This window comes from Streptosporangium amethystogenes subsp. fukuiense, from assembly GCF_042665875.1.
In the GTDB taxonomy this organism is placed as follows: domain Bacteria; phylum Actinomycetota; class Actinomycetes; order Streptosporangiales; family Streptosporangiaceae; genus Streptosporangium; species Streptosporangium fukuiense.
Map to the genome: position 1 here is coordinate 4850648 of NZ_JBHTEE010000001.1, position 16271 is coordinate 4866918.

Annotated in this window: 16 protein-coding genes; 2 read left to right on the top strand and 14 right to left on the bottom strand. The window is 70.5% G+C overall.

What is annotated here, in order from left to right; all coding sequences use genetic code 11:
- Nucleotides 1–26 precede the first annotated feature (26 nt).
- Both ACFQVD_RS20590 and ACFQVD_RS20595 read left to right on the top strand, forming a co-directional pair.
- Complete coding sequence (locus ACFQVD_RS20590) at nt 27–638, top strand: GNAT family N-acetyltransferase (protein ID WP_030904184.1); 612 nt, start codon at nt 27–29, stop codon at nt 636–638.
- A 25-nt stretch (nt 639–663) separates the two neighbouring features.
- Nucleotides 664–1533, top strand: coding sequence for a 1,4-dihydroxy-2-naphthoate polyprenyltransferase (locus ACFQVD_RS20595; protein ID WP_343973831.1), 870 nt, complete (start codon nt 664–666; stop codon nt 1531–1533).
- 48 nt (nt 1534–1581) lie between these two features.
- Here ACFQVD_RS20595 and ACFQVD_RS20600 read toward each other — a convergent pair whose 3' ends face one another.
- From ACFQVD_RS20600 to nusA, 14 genes are all read right to left on the bottom strand, one after another.
- Entirely contained in the window at nt 1582–2091 is a 510-nt protein-coding gene (locus tag ACFQVD_RS20600; protein WP_386271787.1) for a GNAT family N-acetyltransferase, read from the bottom strand.
- The gene (locus tag ACFQVD_RS20605; RefSeq protein WP_343973837.1) at nt 2060–2242 is read right to left on the bottom strand and encodes a hypothetical protein; all 183 of its coding nucleotides are present in this window, start codon (nt 2240–2242) and stop codon (nt 2060–2062) included. The genes ACFQVD_RS20600 and ACFQVD_RS20605 overlap by 32 nt, the downstream gene beginning before the upstream one ends.
- Before the next feature lie 79 nt (nt 2243–2321).
- Entirely contained in the window at nt 2322–3059 is a 738-nt protein-coding gene (dapB, locus tag ACFQVD_RS20610) for a 4-hydroxy-tetrahydrodipicolinate reductase (RefSeq protein ID WP_343973840.1), read from the bottom strand.
- 153 nt (nt 3060–3212) lie between these two features.
- Complete coding sequence (locus ACFQVD_RS20615) at nt 3213–4526, bottom strand: M16 family metallopeptidase (protein WP_343973866.1); 1314 nt, start codon at nt 4524–4526, stop codon at nt 3213–3215.
- Nucleotides 4526–6850: a polyribonucleotide nucleotidyltransferase gene (locus tag ACFQVD_RS20620; RefSeq protein ID WP_343973843.1), complete on the bottom strand. Its 2325-nt coding sequence runs from the start codon at nt 6848–6850 to the stop codon at nt 4526–4528. The genes ACFQVD_RS20615 and ACFQVD_RS20620 overlap by 1 nt, the downstream gene beginning before the upstream one ends.
- Nucleotides 6851–7168: 318 nt before the next feature.
- Complete coding sequence (rpsO, locus tag ACFQVD_RS20625) at nt 7169–7438, bottom strand: 30S ribosomal protein S15 (RefSeq protein ID WP_030904195.1); 270 nt, start codon at nt 7436–7438, stop codon at nt 7169–7171.
- A 258-nt stretch (nt 7439–7696) separates the two neighbouring features.
- A complete protein-coding gene (locus ACFQVD_RS20630) occupies nt 7697–8650 on the bottom strand; it encodes a bifunctional riboflavin kinase/FAD synthetase (protein WP_343973847.1) in 954 nt (317 codons plus the stop codon).
- 136 nt (nt 8651–8786) lie between these two features.
- The gene (truB, locus tag ACFQVD_RS20635; RefSeq protein WP_343973850.1) at nt 8787–9686 is read right to left on the bottom strand and encodes a tRNA pseudouridine(55) synthase TruB; all 900 of its coding nucleotides are present in this window, start codon (nt 9684–9686) and stop codon (nt 8787–8789) included.
- Between the two features lie 33 nt (nt 9687–9719).
- Nucleotides 9720–10718: a DHH family phosphoesterase gene (locus tag ACFQVD_RS20640; RefSeq protein ID WP_343973853.1), complete on the bottom strand. Its 999-nt coding sequence runs from the start codon at nt 10716–10718 to the stop codon at nt 9720–9722.
- Nucleotides 10715–11197, bottom strand: a complete 483-nt coding sequence (gene rbfA, locus ACFQVD_RS20645) for a 30S ribosome-binding factor RbfA (RefSeq protein ID WP_030904199.1) — start codon at nt 11195–11197, stop codon at nt 10715–10717. Before rbfA ends, ACFQVD_RS20640 begins: the two co-directional genes overlap by 4 nt.
- A gap of 67 nt (nt 11198–11264) precedes the next feature.
- A complete protein-coding gene (locus tag ACFQVD_RS20650; RefSeq protein ID WP_030904200.1) occupies nt 11265–11564 on the bottom strand; it encodes a DUF503 domain-containing protein in 300 nt (99 codons plus the stop codon).
- A 108-nt stretch (nt 11565–11672) separates the two neighbouring features.
- Nucleotides 11673–14825 (bottom strand): translation initiation factor IF-2, encoded by a 3153-nt coding sequence (gene infB / locus ACFQVD_RS20655; protein WP_386271791.1) that lies wholly within the window; start codon nt 14823–14825, stop codon nt 11673–11675.
- Nucleotides 14826–14968: 143 nt separating this feature from the next.
- Nucleotides 14969–15271, bottom strand: coding sequence for a YlxR family protein (locus ACFQVD_RS20660; RefSeq protein WP_343968962.1), 303 nt, complete (start codon nt 15269–15271; stop codon nt 14969–14971).
- Nucleotides 15255–16262: a transcription termination factor NusA gene (gene nusA / locus ACFQVD_RS20665; RefSeq protein WP_343968960.1), complete on the bottom strand. Its 1008-nt coding sequence runs from the start codon at nt 16260–16262 to the stop codon at nt 15255–15257. The genes ACFQVD_RS20660 and nusA overlap by 17 nt, the downstream gene beginning before the upstream one ends.
- Nucleotides 16263–16271 lie beyond the last annotated feature (9 nt).

Below are 16271 nucleotides of genomic sequence, written 5' to 3' on the forward strand. Positions count from 1 at the left end.
AGACGGCAGAGAAGGAGCGGGCCGAGATGGCAGACGTAGGCGTGCGGGCGGCTCGGCACGAGGATGTCGCCGCGGTGACGAGCACCCAGATCCGCGCCTGGAAGTACGGCTACCGGGATTTCCTTCCCGAAGGACCGCTGGAGCAGATGACCGGTCCAGCGGCCGAGAACATGTGGCGGCAGCAGTGGGACGACGCGATCACCTCGCCACCCAGCTCCCGGCACCGCGTGCTGGTGGCCGTGGAGCAGGTGGTCCTCGACACCGACGCCTTCCCCGCGCTCGGCCCCGGCGGCATCGAGGCCATGGCGGCGATGCAGGGCGCCGAGAAGGTCGCGGGCCTGGCCTCGCACGCCCCGGCAGAGGACCCCGACCTCGACCCGACCATCGCCGGCGAGATGCTCACCTTCCTCATCGACCCCGACCACGTCCGGCGCGGTCACGGTAGCCGGCTGCTCAACGCCACCGTCGACTACCTTCGTGACGACGGCTACCACACCATCGTGACCTGGGTGTTCGCCGACAACTACGCGGTACTCGGCTTCCTGGAGTCCGCCGGTTGGGGTGCCGACGGAGCCGAACGGGTCATCGACATGGGCCGTACGGTGCGGATGATCCGCCTGGCGACCGACATCAGCTAGAGCCGGAGAGGAACACCGCACCCCCATGGCCACCCCGAGCCAGTGGATCGCCGGAGCACGTCCACGCACCCTTCCCGCCGCCGTCGTCCCCGTCGCCATCGGCACCGGAGTCGCGATCGGATACGGCGGAGGGGTGTGGTGGCGGGCCCTGCTGGCCCTGTTCGTGGCTCTCGCCCTCCAGGTGGGCGTCAACTACGCCAACGACTACAGCGACGGGGTGCGCGGCACCGACGAGGGCCGGGTCGGCCCGATGCGCCTGGTCGGCTCGGGTGCCGCGCCGCCCCGCCAGGTCCTCGCCGCGGCCCTCGCCTGCTTCCTCGCCGCCGCGCTGGTGGGACTGGTGCTCGTCGTGGCCACCGGGGCGTGGTGGCTGCTGCTGGTCGGCGCCGCGGCGATCGCCGCCGCCTGGTTCTACACCGGCGGCTCCAAACCGTACGGCTACCGCGCGCTCGGCGAGATCTCGGTGTTCGTCTTCTTCGGTCTGGTGGCCGTGGCGGGCACCACGTACGTCCAGCTCGAGTACCTGCCCCCGCTCGCGGTGGCGGCGGCCGTCCCGGCGGGCCTGCTGGCCTGCGCGATGCTCGTGGTCAACAACCTGCGCGACATCGTGACCGACGGCCCGGCGGGCAAGCGCACCATGGCCGTGGTGCTCGGCGATCGCCGCACCCGCGTCCTCTACACCCTCTGCCTGGTCCTGCCCCTGCTGATCGCCCCCGCACTGGCGCCCTGGCAGCCGTTCGCGGCGCTGGCGCTGCTCGCCGCCCCGCTCGCCGTCGCCCCGGTGAAGGCGGTCCGGGCGGGCGCCACGGGCCCGGCGCTCATCACGACGCTCCAACAGACGGGCCGCTTCCAGCTCGGGTACGGGCTGCTGCTGACCATCGGCCTGGCGCTCTGACCCACCCTGGGACGCCTCCCCGCTTCTGCCGGAGGGGCGGCGGGCGGCTCAGAGGACGCGGCGCATCACGACGCGGGGAGCGATCTCGATGCCCGACTCCCGCTCGTGGCGCACCAGCTCCACCAGCTCCGGACCCCACTCGGCGGGGTCGAGCACGGCGAAGCCGTGCCGGGCGTACCAGGGAGCGTTCCAGGACACGTCGCGGTAGGTCGTCAGCGTCACGGCGGCCAGACCGGCCGAGACCGCGTGGTCACAGACGGCCTCCAGCAGGCGCCCGCCGACTCCCCTGCGCCCGTGGCCGGGATGGACGGCGAGCTGGTCGAGGTGGAGCTGCCCGTCGACCAGGCCGACCATGGCGAACCCGATCGGCGGGTCACCCGCGACGAGCACCCGGCCGGGGTCCTCGGTCTCCTCGATCATCGTGGTCCCCGGCGGGAAGGTGATCCCGACCTCGGCGAACAGCCCGTCGGCCGCGAGTTCCACCGCCGCCAGCCCGGACAACTCCTCCGACCGCGCCCAGCGGACCTCAGTCGAAGTCGAAGATCGAATGCTTGTCATAGAACTGGAGGATATAGCGGCACCGTGCGCAGATCATAAGCGTTACCCGGTGGGAGGTGACGCCCCAGCGGCTGTCGAGCCTGCCCTTCTCCTTCTGGAACTCGGTGCCATGGCAGAGCGGGCAGGAAAGCTTGGATTCCGTCATGGTCACGCAACGAACGGCTCCCGCGCAGGGGTTCCGGTGAGGTCCCGGAGGGACCTCACCGGAACGACGGACCGTCTCGCAGCCGTCAGAGGTCGAGCAGGGGCTCCAGCCCGACGGTCAGGCCGGGGAGCTCGCGGACCCGGCGCACGCCCAGGAGCACGCCGGGGGTGAACGACGAGCGGTTCATCGTGTCGTGACGGATGGTCAGGATCTCGCCGGCGCCGCCCAGGATGACCTCCTGGTGGGCGATGAGCCCGGCCAGCCGTACCGCGTGCACCCGCACCCCGTCGACGTCGGCGCCGCGGGCCCCGTCCAGCTCCGTGCTGGTGGCGTCGGGCATCGGCGCGGAACCGGCCTTACGCCGGGCCTCGGCGATCAGCTCGGCGGTGTGGCGGGCGGTGCCCGAGGGTGCGTCCGCCTTGTTGGGGTGGTGCAGCTCGACGATCTCGGCGGACTCGAAGTAGCGGGCGGCCCGCTGGGCGAAGTGCATCATGAGCACCGCCGCGATGCCGAAGTTGGGGGCGATCAGCGCGTTGACGCCCGGGTTGGCGTCCAGCCAGCCCCTGACCGTCGCCAGCCGCCCGGCGTCGAAGCCCGTGGTGCCGACCACCGGGTGGACGCCGTGAGAGATGCACCACTTGAGGTTGTCCATGACGACGTCGGGGTGGGTGAAGTCGACCACCACCTCGGCGCGCTCCAGCTCCTCGATCGGGTCGCCCTGGTCGACCGCCGCGACCAGCTCCAGATCGTCCGCCGCCTCGACGGCCCTGCACACTTCGACACCGACGCGCCCTCGGGCGCCGAGAACTCCAACCCTGATCACGGCCCCAAGGCTATACCGTGCGGGCCCGCCGGGCCGTCGCGGACCACCGTCCGCCCCCCGCGCCGGACGGGCCGTACGGGGGCCGGGGAGCGGTCTCGGAGACGCGGGCGGCCCCGGCGTGGGAAACGCCGGGGCCGCTCGCAGACGGGGTCGTCAGCCGGCCAGAACCTCGCTGAAGTCCCTGTCCTCGTCGTAGGGGCCGATGACCGCGAGGGACATCGGGCGGTTGAGGACGTCCGCGGCGACCGCGGTGATCTCCTCAGGGGTCACCGCGTCGATCCTGCCGAGCAGGTCGTCGACCGAGAGCAGCTCGTCGAAGACCAGCTCGCCCTTGCCGATCCTGGACATCCGGGAGCCGGTGTCCTCCAGGCCGAGCACGAGACCACCGCGCATCTGCCCCTTGCCCCGGGCGATCTCCTCCTCGGTGATGCCGTCGGCGATCACGCGGAGCACCTCCTCGCGGCAGATCTTCAGCACGTCGTCGATCTTCGACGGCAGGCAGCCGACGTAGATGCCGAACTGGCCGGTGTCGGCGAGAGCGGAGGTGTAGGAGTAGGCCGAGTAGGCGAGCCCCCTCTTCTCCCTGATCTCCTGGAACAGCCGCGACGACATGCCGCCGCCGAGCGCCGCGTTGAGCACGCCGAGCGCGAAGCGGCGATCGTCGGTGCGGGTCAGCGCGGTCGTACCGAGGACCAGGTTGGCCTGCTCGGTCGGCCGGTGCACCACCCGGATACCCGAGCGGGCCTCGACACCGGGCCCCGACAGGCGCGGGAGAACCGGCGAGGCGTCCCCGCCCAGGGCCCCCGCCCGCTCGTAGGCCGCGGCGACCAGGGCCACGACCCGCTCGTGGTCGATGTTGCCCGCCACCGACACCACGGTGTGGGTGGGCAGGTAGTAGCGCCGGTAGTACTCGGCGATCCGGTCGCGGGTGACCGCGGTGATCGACTCGACGGTGCCGAGGATCGGCCTGCCGACGGGCGTGTCGCCGTACAGCTCGGCGGAGAACTGCTCGTGCACCACGTCGGAGGGGTCGTCGTCGTGCATGGCGATCTCCTCCAGGATCACGCCCCGCTCGGCCTCGACGTCCTCGGGGGTGATGAGCGAGGAGGTCACCACATCGGCGAGCACGTCGATCGCCACCCGCAGGTCCTCATCGAGGACCCGCGCGTAGTAGCAGGTGTACTCCTTGGCGGTGAAGGCGTTGATCTCGCCGCCGATACCCTCGATGGCCGCGGAGATCTCCAGCGCGTCCCGCGTGGGAGTCCCCTTGAACAGCAGGTGCTCAAGGAAGTGGGAGGAGCCCATGTGCCGGGGGGACTCGTCTCTCGATCCGATGCCGACCCACATGCCGACCGCGACGGAACGCACGGTCGGCATGGACTCGGTCACCACCCGGAGCCCACCGGGGAGGACGGTGCGCTTCACCACCCCGGCGCCGTCCTTACCGGGGTGCAGAGTGGTGGTGATCACGAGTTGCGGTCTTCCCCTCCGCCACGGCTGCCGCTGCTGCGGGTACGGGTGCGGCGGGGCCGCTCCTCGCGCGGCCGGTCGTCGGCGGGCGCCTCGGCCTGCGGGGCCGCGGAGGTGTCGGAGTCGCCGGCCTCGGCCTTGGCCGCGGCCTCCTTCTCGATGACCTCGACGGGCACCAGGGAGAGCTTGCCGCGCGAGTCGATCTCGGCGATCTCCACCTGGATCTTCTCACCGACGTTCATGACGTCCTCGACGTTCTCGATGCGCTTGCCACCGTGCAGCTTGCGGATCTGGGAGACGTGCAGGAGGCCGTCCTTGCCCGGCATGAGGGAGACGAAGGCGCCGAAGGCGGCGATCTTGACGACCGTGCCCAGGTAGCGCTCTCCGACCTCCGGCATGTGCGGGTTCGCGATGGCGTTGATCGCCGACCTGGCCGCCTCGGCGGACGGGCCGTCGGTGGCGCCGATGTAGATGGTTCCGTCGTCCTCGAGGGTGATCTCGGCGCCGGTGTCGTCCTGGATCTGGTTGATCATCTTGCCCTTCGGGCCGATGACCTCTCCGATCTTGTCCACCGGAATCTTGATCGTGATGATGCGCGGGGCCGTGACGTTCATCTCCGCCGGGGAGTCGATGGCCTCCTGCATCACGTCGATGATGGCCAGGCGGGCGCCCTTGGCCTGCTTCAGCGCGGCCGCCAGCACGGAGGCCGGGATGCCGTCCAGCTTGGTGTCGAGCTGGAGCGCGGTGATGACGTCCTTGGTGCCGGCGACCTTGAAGTCCATGTCGCCCATGGCGTCCTCGGCCCCGAGGATGTCGGTCAGCGTGACGTACTGGTCGCCCTCGTTGATGAGCCCCATCGCGATGCCCGCGACGATGCCCTTGAGCGGGACACCCGCGTCGAGCAGCGCCATCGTCGAGGCGCAGACCGAGCCCATGGAGGTCGAGCCGTTGGAACCCAGCGCCTCGGAGACCTGACGGATCGCGTAGGGGAACTCCTCGCGCAGCGGCAGGACGGGCAGCAGCGCCCGCTCGGCGAGCGCGCCGTGGCCGATCTCGCGCCGCTTGGGAGAACCCACCCGGCCGGTCTCGCCGGTGGAGTAGGGCGGGAAGTTGTAGTTGTGCATGTAGCGCTTGGTGCGCTCGGGGTTGAGCGTGTCGATCATCTGCTCCATGCGCAGCATGTTGAGGGTGGTGATGCCCAGGATCTGGGTCTCACCGCGCTCGAACAGGGCCGAACCGTGCACCCGGGGCACGACGTGGACCTCGGCGCTGAGCTGCCTGATGTCCTTGACTCCACGGCCGTCGATACGGACGCCCTCGGCGATGACGCGCTCGCGCATGAGCTTCTTGGTCAGCGACCTGAAGGCGGCGCTGATCTCCTTCTCGCGGCCCTCGAAGTCGGGTCCGACCTTCTCCATCGCCAGGGCCTTGACCCGGTCGAGCTCGGTCTCGCGCTCCTGCTTGCCCGCGATGGTCAGCGCGGCGGCGAGCTCGCTCTTGATCGCGCCGGTCACGGCCTCCAGGACGTCGTCCTGGTAGTCGAGGAAGAGCGGGTACTCGGCGGTCTCCTTGGCGGCGACCTTCGCGACCTTGGCCTGCGCCTCGCAGAGCACCTTGATGAACGGCTTGGAGGCCTCCAGGCCCTGCGCCACGGTCTCCTCGGTCGGCGCCGTGGCCCCCTCGGCGACGAGCTTGAGCGTGTCGCGGGTGGACTCGGCCTCGACCATCATGATCGCGACGTCGCCGTCGTCGAGCACGCGGCCCGCGACCACCATGTCGAAGGTGGCGTTCGCCAGCTCGGAGTTGGTCGGGAAGGCGACCCACTGGCCCTCGATCAGCGCGACGCGGACGCCGCCGATCGGGCCGGAGAAGGGCAGCCCCGCCAGCTGGGTGGAGAGGGACGCGGCGTTGATCGCGATGACGTCGTACAGGTGTTCGGGGTGGAGCGCCATGATGGTGGCGACCACCTGGATCTCGTTGCGCAGGCCCTTGACGAACGAGGGGCGCAGCGGCCGGTCGATCAGGCGGCAGGTGAGGATGGCGTCCTCGGAGGGACGGCCCTCACGCCGGAAGAACGAGCCGGGAATGCGGCCCGCGGCGTACATCCGCTCCTCGACGTCCACCGTGAGGGGGAAGAAGTCGAGGTTCTCCTTGGGATTCTTGGACGCGGTGGTCGCGGAGAGGACCATCGTGTCGTCATCGAGGTAGACGACGGCGGAACCCGCCGCCTGGCGCGCGAGCCGCCCGGTCTCGAACCGGATGGTACGCGTGCCGAATGAACCGTTGTCTATAACGGCTTCGCTGCTGTGGACACCCTCCACGGGGGACCTCCTTGTGGGTCGGTCGCCCGCGTCCGGCCAGACGCACGTGCGCGCCTGGTTCGTCGTGTTGCCGGCTCCCCGTAGGTGCAGCGCCGGTCTTCGATCGAAGCGCCCGGTTCCGTATGGCTTGTGCCAAGATGACCGGGGGCCACTACCGAGGACCGGCCCTCCGACGCCGTGGGGCGCGCTTGCTTGCGGACGCGGGGCACTGTCTCGGCTATTCAGTTTGCTCACTGGAACGGTGTCTTCATGGCGCGACGCGCCGACACCGAGCCATATGAGATGAGGGAGCGGCACGCGGGCCGCTCCCTCATGACTCTATCGGCGCAGGCCGAGCCGCTCGATGAGCGAACGGTAGCGCGCGATGTCCTTGCTCTGCAGGTACTTCAGCAGCCGGCGGCGGCGGCCGACGAGCAGCAGCAGACCGCGACGGCTGTGGTGGTCGTGCTTGTGCACCTTCAGGTGCTCGGTGAGCTCGCTGATGCGCTTGCTCAGCAGCGCGATCTGCACCTCGGGGGAACCGGTGTCGGTCTCACCCTTGGCGTAGTCACCGATGATCTGCTTCTTTGCGGCGGTGTCGAGCGACACTTCTCTCCTTGAACCTCTACGGGCACGCGCAATTCCGGCTCCCCGAACGACCGTGCGTGCCTACAGTCGCCGTGGCGAGATCAGCATCGGGATCACGAGAACACCGATTACAGAGCTGACATGCCAGGCTACCATCGGCCTCGCAGCCCCCGCACATCATGCGGGAGCACCATGGTTCCGGTTCCCGGGAACCGCCCCTCGAAGGGGCCCCACGGGGACGGTGACGGCCTTGTGGCACGGGGACCGGCACGGGAGAGATCAGCCTGTCAGGCGCCGCACCTCGTCCACGTCCGCGTGGATCTGCTCGATGAGCGCCTCGATCGAGTCGAACCTGGTGTTGCCGCGAAGCCTCGGCCCGAAGTCGACGGCCACATGCGCGCCGTAGAGGTCGAGGTCGTCACGGTCGAGCGCGTACGCCTCGACGGTTCGGGGCACGCCCTCGAAGGTCGGATTGGTACCCACGGAGATCGCCGCGGGCCAGCGCTCGCCCCCGTACACGGCGGGCAGGTTGCCGGTCTCGACGCCCTGCAGCCAACCGGCGTAGACACCGTCGGCGGGGATCGCGGTGAACTCCGGCGACTCCAGGTTGGCCGTCGGGAAACCGAGCTGCCGGCCGCGCTGGTAGCCGCGGACCACCACACCCTCGACCCGGTGCGGGCGGCCGAGCGTCAGCCTGACCGCCTCCATGTCACCGGAGGCGATCTGCTCGCGGATCAGCGTGGAGGAGATCGTCTCACCGTCGCTGACCAGCGGGACCGCCTCGGCCACGAAGTCGTACTTCTCGCCGAGGGTGCGCAGCGTCTCCACGTCGCCGGAGGCCTTGTGGCCGAAGCGGAAGTTCTCCCCCACCACGACCCCGGCGGCGTGCAGCCGGTCGACGAGCACGGTCTGCACGAACTCGTCGGGGCTCATCCGGGAGAACTCCAGGGTGAACGGCAGGACGCACACCGCGTCGACCCCCAGCCCGGCCAGAAGCTCGGTGCGGTGCCTGGCCGTCGTCAGCCTCGGAGGGTGCGTGCCGGGCCGCACCACCTCCTCCGGATGCGGGTCGAAGGTCACCACCACCGAGGGCACACCAAGATCTGCGGCCATCGCGACGGCTCTAGCCACCATCTGCTGATGCCCGCGGTGAACGCCGTCGAAGACGCCGATCGTGACGACGGACCTGCCCCAGTCCTCGGGCACGTCGTCCAATCCGTGCCAGCCTCGCACCGCAGCCTCTTCCCCTTGTAGCGGATCGACCCCTAAAGCCTGCCATGCTCTTGGACTTCCTCCCCAATCGGGGAGCCCCTTGGCGTCGGCGCGCCCCCTGACGTCGGTCGAAGGCGCACCCACCACGGTACGGCCGTCAGGGGACGAACACCGCCAGGGACTTGGCGATCTTGCCGTGCTCCTCCACCAGCGCCACCAGCGTGCCGTCGGGGCCGAACACCCCGATGGGCCCCTCCCCCATGCCCAGCGCGGGAAGCCGGCCACCGTGCGCGACGGAGCCCGCCTCCGCCGCGGTCACATCCCGGCGGGGAAAGGCCGCCGCGACGGCGTCGGCCATCGGCAGGATCACGCACTCGGCGGCGAGCCCCTCCAGGGTGTGGGCCGCCGACAGGTCGTAGGGGCCCACCCTGGTACGGCGCAGCGCGGTCAGGTGACCTCCGACGCCCAGGCCGGCGCCCAGGTCGCGGGCGAGCGCGCGGATGTAGGTGCCGCTGGAGCAGGAGACCGAGGCGTCGACGTCGACGAGGTCACCGTGCCGTCGCACCGCGGTGATCTCGAAACCCGACACGGTCACCGGGCGCGGCTTGAGCGCGACCTCCTCCCCCGCCCTGGCTCGCTTGTAGGCTCGTTCGCCGTTCACCTTGATGGCGCTGACCTGCGGCGGGATCTGCATGATCGGACCGGTCAGTGCGGCGACCCCCTTGCGGACGTCCTCCTCGGCGACACCCGCCGCCGACGCCGTAGCGATGATCTCCCCCTCGGCGTCGTCGGTGTTGGTGGTCTGGCCGAGGCGGATCGTGGCGTCGTAGCCCTTCTCGGTGAGCGCGAGGTGGCCGAGCAGCCGGGTGGCCTTCTCGACGCCGACCACCAGCACCCCGGTGGCCATCGGGTCGAGGGTGCCCGCGTGGCCGACCTTGCGGGTGCCCGCGATGCCGCGGAGCTTGGCCACGACATCGTGCGAGGTCCACTCGGCGGGCTTGTCGACGATGATCAGCCCGCTCGGCGGCGGGGTGCGCTTGGCGCGAGCCGTGCTCAATGGGATTCCTTTGACAGACGTGTCAGGGGAGTTCTACAGCAGTGCCCGGAGACTGGCGATCGTCTCCTCGACGGGCAGGTGGGAGGTGAAACCCGCCGCCTTGGCGTGCCCGCCGCCGCCCAGTTCGGCACAGACGCGCGAGACGTCCACCCCGCCCTTGGAGCGTGTCGAGACCTGCCAGGCACCCTCGTCGTCCTCCTTGAGGATCGCGGCGACGTCCGCCTCGTTGGTGCGCCGGACCACGTCGATGATCCCCTCCACCTCGTCGTACGGCAGCCCGTGCGCGGCCCGGTCGGCCCGGGTGACGAACGTCCAGACCAGGCCACCGCCCACCTCGGGCTCCAGCCGAACCCGTTCCAGCGCGGCACCGAGCACCTTCAGGTAGCCGAACGGGGAGCGGTCCCACAGCTCGCGGGCGATCTGCTCGGGGTCAGGCCCGCATGCCACCAGCCGGGCGGCCATGGCGTGCGCCCGCGGGGTGGTGGAGGAGTGCCGGAACGAGCCGGTGTCGGTGACGAGCCCGACGTACAGGCAGGTCGCGATGGCCGCGTCGATCGGCAGGCCGAGCCTGCGAATCAACTCCTCGGCGAGCACGGCGGTGGCGGCGGCGGCGGGATCGATCAGGTTGAGCGTGCCGAACCCGGTGTTGGACGGGTGGTGGTCCAGCACGATCAGCTCTCGTGCCCTGACCGCGTTTCCGGCCAGCGTGCCAAGGCGCTCGACGGTGGGGACGTCGAAGGTGACCATCACCTCGGGCACCGCGGGATAGTGCGCGGGGTCGGTCAGCAGGTCCTGCCCCGGCAGGAAGCGGAGCAGCCTGGGCACCTGGAAACTCCGGTCACCGAAGGACGCGGTGACCCGCTTGCCCGCCGCGCGCAGCGCGAGCCCGACGGCCAGCGTGGAACCGAGCGCGTCACCGTCGGGCGAGACATGACAGGCCAGCGCGACCTCGTCCGCGGCCGAGATGAGCTCGACGGCCCGGTCCCAGTCCTGACCGGAGACCGGGCCGTCGTCACGCGGATCGGGCGTCACGTCGCGGAGCGTCCCGCACGCTCCGAGGATTCGTCCTCTTCGTCCTCGAAATCGTGGTCCCTGTCCTCGGGCTTGCGGTAGGGGTCGGCGTCCCCCGCGTGCAGGGCCCCCTCGGCCCGCTTGGCGATCTCCACGTCCCTGGCCTTCGCCTCGGCGAGCAGGTCCTCCAGGTGACGGGCGGTGTCCGGGAGCGGGTCGTGGGTGAATGTCAGCGTCGGCGTGTGCCGCAGACCCGTCTGGCGGCCCACCTCCGAACGGATGAGCCCCTTGGCGCTCTCCAGCGCCAGGGCGGAGTCGGCTCGCTCCGCCTCGGAGCCGAAAACGGTGTAGAACACCGTGGCGTCGCTCAGGTCGTTGGTGATCCGCGTGTCCGTCACGGTCACGAACCCCAGCCTGGGGTCCTTGATCCGGCGCTCCAGCATCTCCGCCACGACCTGCTGGATCCGGTCGGCGATCTTGCGTGCTCGTGCGGCGTCCATAGCTCCCCCCTTCTTGTGGGAACGGCCGGAGCGGGAGGGGTGCCTCCGCCGCCGGCCGTCTCCACACCTAGTCTTCGTCCTCGTTGTAGAGCCGGTGTCTGGCGGACAGCAACTCGATCTCCGGGCGGAAGGCGATCAGCCGCTCGCAGTCGTCCAGCACCGCACCGCAGTTGGCCGCGGTGGCGGAGACGACCGCGATCCCGATCTCGGTACGGCGGTGCAGGTCGAGATGACCGGTCTCCGCCACGGCCACGCCCGGGAACCGTCGCTGCACCTCGGCGACGATGGGACGCACCACCGAGCGCTTCTGCTTCAGCGAGTGGACCTCGCCGAGCAGGATGTCCAATGTCAGGGCACCTACATACATAGTGGATCACCCGCCACGATCGTCACTGTGCCACCTCAGAGGCCGACCGCCCGCCGGCCGCCCCGGAGGGGGCGGCCGGCGGGACGGCCCTGTCGCCTTGTCCTGGCATCAGGCGCGCGGCTTCTCCCGCATCTCGAAGGTCTCGATGACGTCGTCGATCTTGATGTCGCTGTAGCCGACACCGATACCGCACTCGAACCCTTCGCGCACCTCGGTCGCGTCGTCCTTGAAGCGACGCAGCGAGGAGACGGTGAGGTTGTCGGAGATGACGACCCCGCCGCGGATGAGACGGGCCTTGCTGTTGCGGACGATCGTGCCCGAGCGGACCAGAGCACCGGCGATGTTGCCGATCTTCGGCACCTTGAAGACCTCGCGGACTTCCGCGGTGCCCATCTGGACCTCTTCGAACTCCGGCTTGAGCATGCCCTTGAGGGCCGCCTCGATCTCCTCGATCGCCTGGTAGATGACCGAGTAGTAGCGGATGTCGACGCCCTCGCGCTCGGCCAGGTCGCGCGCCCTGACCTCGGGACGCACGTTGAAGCCGATGATGACCGCGTTGTCGTCGGCGACCGCCAGGTTGACGTCGTACTCGGTGATCGCACCGACGGCGCGGTGGAGCACCCGCAGGCGCACCTCGTCACCGACGTCGATCTTGAGCAGCGCGTCTTCCAGAGCCTCGACGGAACCGGAGACGTCACCCTTGATGATGAGCTTGAGCTCGTCGACCTGGCCCTTCTCCATCTCGCTGAAGAGCTCTTCGAGGGTACGGCGACGGCCGGACTTGGCCATGTCCGCGATGCGCTTGCGCGCCGCGCGCTGCTGGGCGATCTGGCGTGCCATCCGGTCGTCGGTGACGACGATGAAGTTGTCACCGGCACCCGGCACCGCGGTCAGACCGAGGACCGCCACCGGACGGGACGGGTCGGCCTCCTGGATCGCCTCGCCCTTGTCGTCGAGCATCGCCCGGACGCGGCCGAAGGCCTCGCCACAGACGATCGAGTCGCCGACCCGGAGCGTGCCGCGCTGGACCAGCACGGTCGCGACCGGACCACGGCCCTTGTCGAGGTGTGCCTCGATGGCGACGCCCTGCGCGTCCATCGTGTCGTTGGCCCGCAGGTCGAGCTCGGCGTCCGCGGTGAGCAGGATGGCCTCGAGCAGGTTCTCGATGCCGGTCCCGTTCTTGGCGGAGATGTCGACGAACATCGTGGTGCCGCCGTACTCCTCGGCGACCAGGCCGTACTCGGTGAGCTGGGCGCGCACCTTGCTCGGGTCCGCCCCCTCCTTGTCGACCTTGTTCACCGCGACGACGATCGGCACGTCGGCCGCCTGGGCGTGGTTGAGCGCCTCGATGGTCTGCGGCTTCACACCGTCGTCGGCCGCGACGACCAGGACGGCGATGTCGGTCACCTTGGCACCTCGGGCACGCATGGCGGTGAACGCCTCGTGACCCGGGGTGTCGATGAAGGTGATCTTCCGGTCCTCGCCCTCGTGCTCGGCGGCGATCTGGTAGGCACCGATGTGCTGGGTGATGCCACCCGCCTCCTGCGCCACCTCGTTGGTGTTGCGGATGGCGTCGAGCAGCTTGGTCTTACCGTGGTCGACGTGACCCATGACGGTCACCACCGGCGGGCGCGCGACCAGGTCGGACTCGTCGCCCTCGTCCTCGCCGAACTCGATGTCGAAGGTCTCCAGGAGCTCGCGGTCCTCCTCCTCCGGGCTGACCACAAGCAGGTTGTAGTCGAGCTCGGCGGCCAGAAGCTGGAGCGTCTCCTCGTTTACCGACTGCGTGGCGGTCACCATCTCGCCCAGGTGCAGCATGATCTGCACCAGGGACGCCGGGATCGCGCCGATCTTGTCGGCGAAGTCCGACAGGGAGGCGCCACGCGACAGGCGGATCGTCTGCCCGTTGCCGCGAGGAGCCTGCACGCCGCCGATCGCCGGGGCCTGCATGTTGTCGAACTCTTGACGCCGCTGGCGCTTGGACTTGCGACCGCGGGTCGGACGTCCGCCGGGACGGCCGAACGCGCCCGCGGTGCCTCCACCGCGGCCACGGCCACCGCCACCGGGACGGCCGGCGAAACCGCCGCCACCGCCACCGGGACCACCGGTTCCGGTGCCGGGACGACCAGCGCCGCCACCGCCACCCGGACGGCCGGCGAAACCGCCGCCACCACCGGGACGACCGCCGCCGCCACCGGGACGACCGGCACCGCCACCGGGACGACCGGCACCGGCGCCGCCACCGGGACGGCCCGCGCCGCCACCGGGACCGGCGGGCCGGCCCTGCGGCATCATCATCGGGCTGGGTCGCGGACCACCGGGACGCGGACCGCCGGGGCCACCCGCACCGCCACCGGGACGCGGGCCACCCGCGCCGGGACCCGGACGCGGGCCGGCCGCACCGGGCGGACCGGAACGGGCGCCGGGCGGACGGGGACCGGCGTTGTCGCGACCCTCGCGGGGACCGCGATCCTCACGCGGACCTGGGCGCGGCCCCCTGTCGCCGGGGCCGCCGTCGCGGCCGGGGCCACCGGGACCGCCGGGACCGCCGGGACGCGGCGGACGGGCCTGGCCCATGCCGCTGGCGTTCGACGAGAACGGGTTGTTACCGGGGCGCGGACCACGCGGGCCCGGACGCGGACCCGGCTTGGGCGCACCCGCGCCGGCACCGGGCCTGGGACCCGAGGGCGCTCCGCCGGGGCCACCCGAGGGACGACCCTCCGGACGTGCCTCGGGGCGCGCCGCCGGACCGGGGCGCGGAGCGGGCCGCGGGCCCGGCTTGGGACCGGAGGCCGCCGGGCGGCCGCTGTCGCTGCGGGGCGCCTCGAAGCGCGGCGGCTGCACCTGCGGCGGCTGCTGCCGCGGCGGCTGCGGAGGCTGCGCCTGCTGGGGCTCCGGCCTGGGAACGACCGGCGGGGCCTGCGGCGCGGGCGCCGCGGGGCGAGCCGGTACGGGACCCGGTCGCGGTCCCGGCCGAGGGGCCGGTCCCGGCTTGGGGATGGATGTCGGCGCCGAGGAGACGCCGTTCGGCTGGCCGTCACCCGGCCGAGGTGCCGCCTGAGGCGGCCTGGGGCCTCTGCCCCTGTCGGACGAACCCTTACTGGGGCCGCCCAGCGCTTCCGTGAGCCTGCGGACTACCGGTGCTTCGATAGTCGAGGACGCCGAACGCACGAACTCGCCCATCTCCTGGAGCTTGGCCATGACGACCTTGCTCTCCACACCGAACTCCTTGGCGAGCTCGTATACCCGGACCTTCGCCACTGCACTCCCTTGTCTCGGCCCGGGAGGCGGTGCCGCCGGACCGTCGTTACGTTGACGTACTCATCGCCGCATGCTCATCAGGCGCTCATAGCTATCTGACCAGCCCATCAAATCGGCGTCCTACATGACAGTCGGTAACCATTTCACCCGATCCTTTCAGCCTGTTGCTCTTCCAGGTGGCCACGCAGCCGCGACAGGTCGAGCGGAACCGCAACGCGAAACGCACGCGGAAACGCTCGGCGACGCTCTGCGAGTTCGAGACAGCTCAGGGTTGGATGCAGTGAAGCACCACGCCCCTGGAGCCGTCTTCGCAGGTCGGGGACTATGACGCCCTCGACCACCACCAGGCGGAGCAGCTCGGAGGAAACCGTGCGAACCCGGCACCCCACACACGTTCTCAGTGGAGCAGCCTGGCCACCATATTCCAGCTTACCGTGTGGACGCATCTGCGGAACCTGCCGCGTCCCCCGGTTGGGTGTCGGGGCGGATGTCGATGCGCCAGCCGGTGAGGCGATTGGCCAGCCGGGCGTTCTGCCCCTCCTTGCCGATGGCGAGGGAGAGCTGGTAGTCCGGCACGGTCACCCGCGCGGCACGGCCGTCAGAGTCGATCACCTCTACATGGGAAACACGCGCCGGTGACAGGGCATTCCCCACGAACTCCGCGGGGTCCTCCGACCAGTCGATGATGTCGATCTTCTCACCGTGCAACTCGGTCATCACGTTGCGCACGCGCGAGCCCATCGGGCCGATGCAGGCGCCCTTGGCGTTCACCCCCGGCCGCCGCGACCTGACCGCGAGCTTGGTGCGGTGACCGGCCTCGCGGGCGATGGCGGCGATCTCCACCGTACCGTCGGCGATCTCCGGCACCTCCAGCGCGAAGAGCTTCTTCACCAGCCCGGGGTGGGTGCGCGACAGGGTCACCGAGGGGCCCTTGTGCCCCTTCTTGACCTGAACCACGTAACAGCGGATCCGCTCGCCGTGGACGTACTCCTCACCCGGGACCTGCTCGCTGTGCGGCAGCACCGCCTCGATCTTGCCGAGGTCGACCAGGACCACCCTCGGGTCCTTGCCCTGCTGGATGACGCCGGCCACCAGCTCGCCCTCGCGGCTGGCGAACTCCCCGAAGTTGATCTCGTCCTCGGCGTCACGGAGCTGCTGCAGGATGACCTGCTTGGCGGTGGTCGCGGCGATGCGGCTGAAGTTGCCCGGGGTGTCGTCGAACTCCCTGAGCACCTCCCCGCTCTCGGAGTCGAGTTCGGCGGCGAAGATGGTCACGTGCCCGGACTTGCGGTCGAGCTCGGCGCGCGCCTTGGCCGCCGCGCCCTCGCTCCGGAAATATGCGATCAGCAGCGCGTCCTCGATCGCCTTGACGACCAGGTCGAAGGAGATGTCCTTCTCCCGCTCCAGGCTGCGCAGGACGCTCATGTCGATGTCCACGAGGCTCCC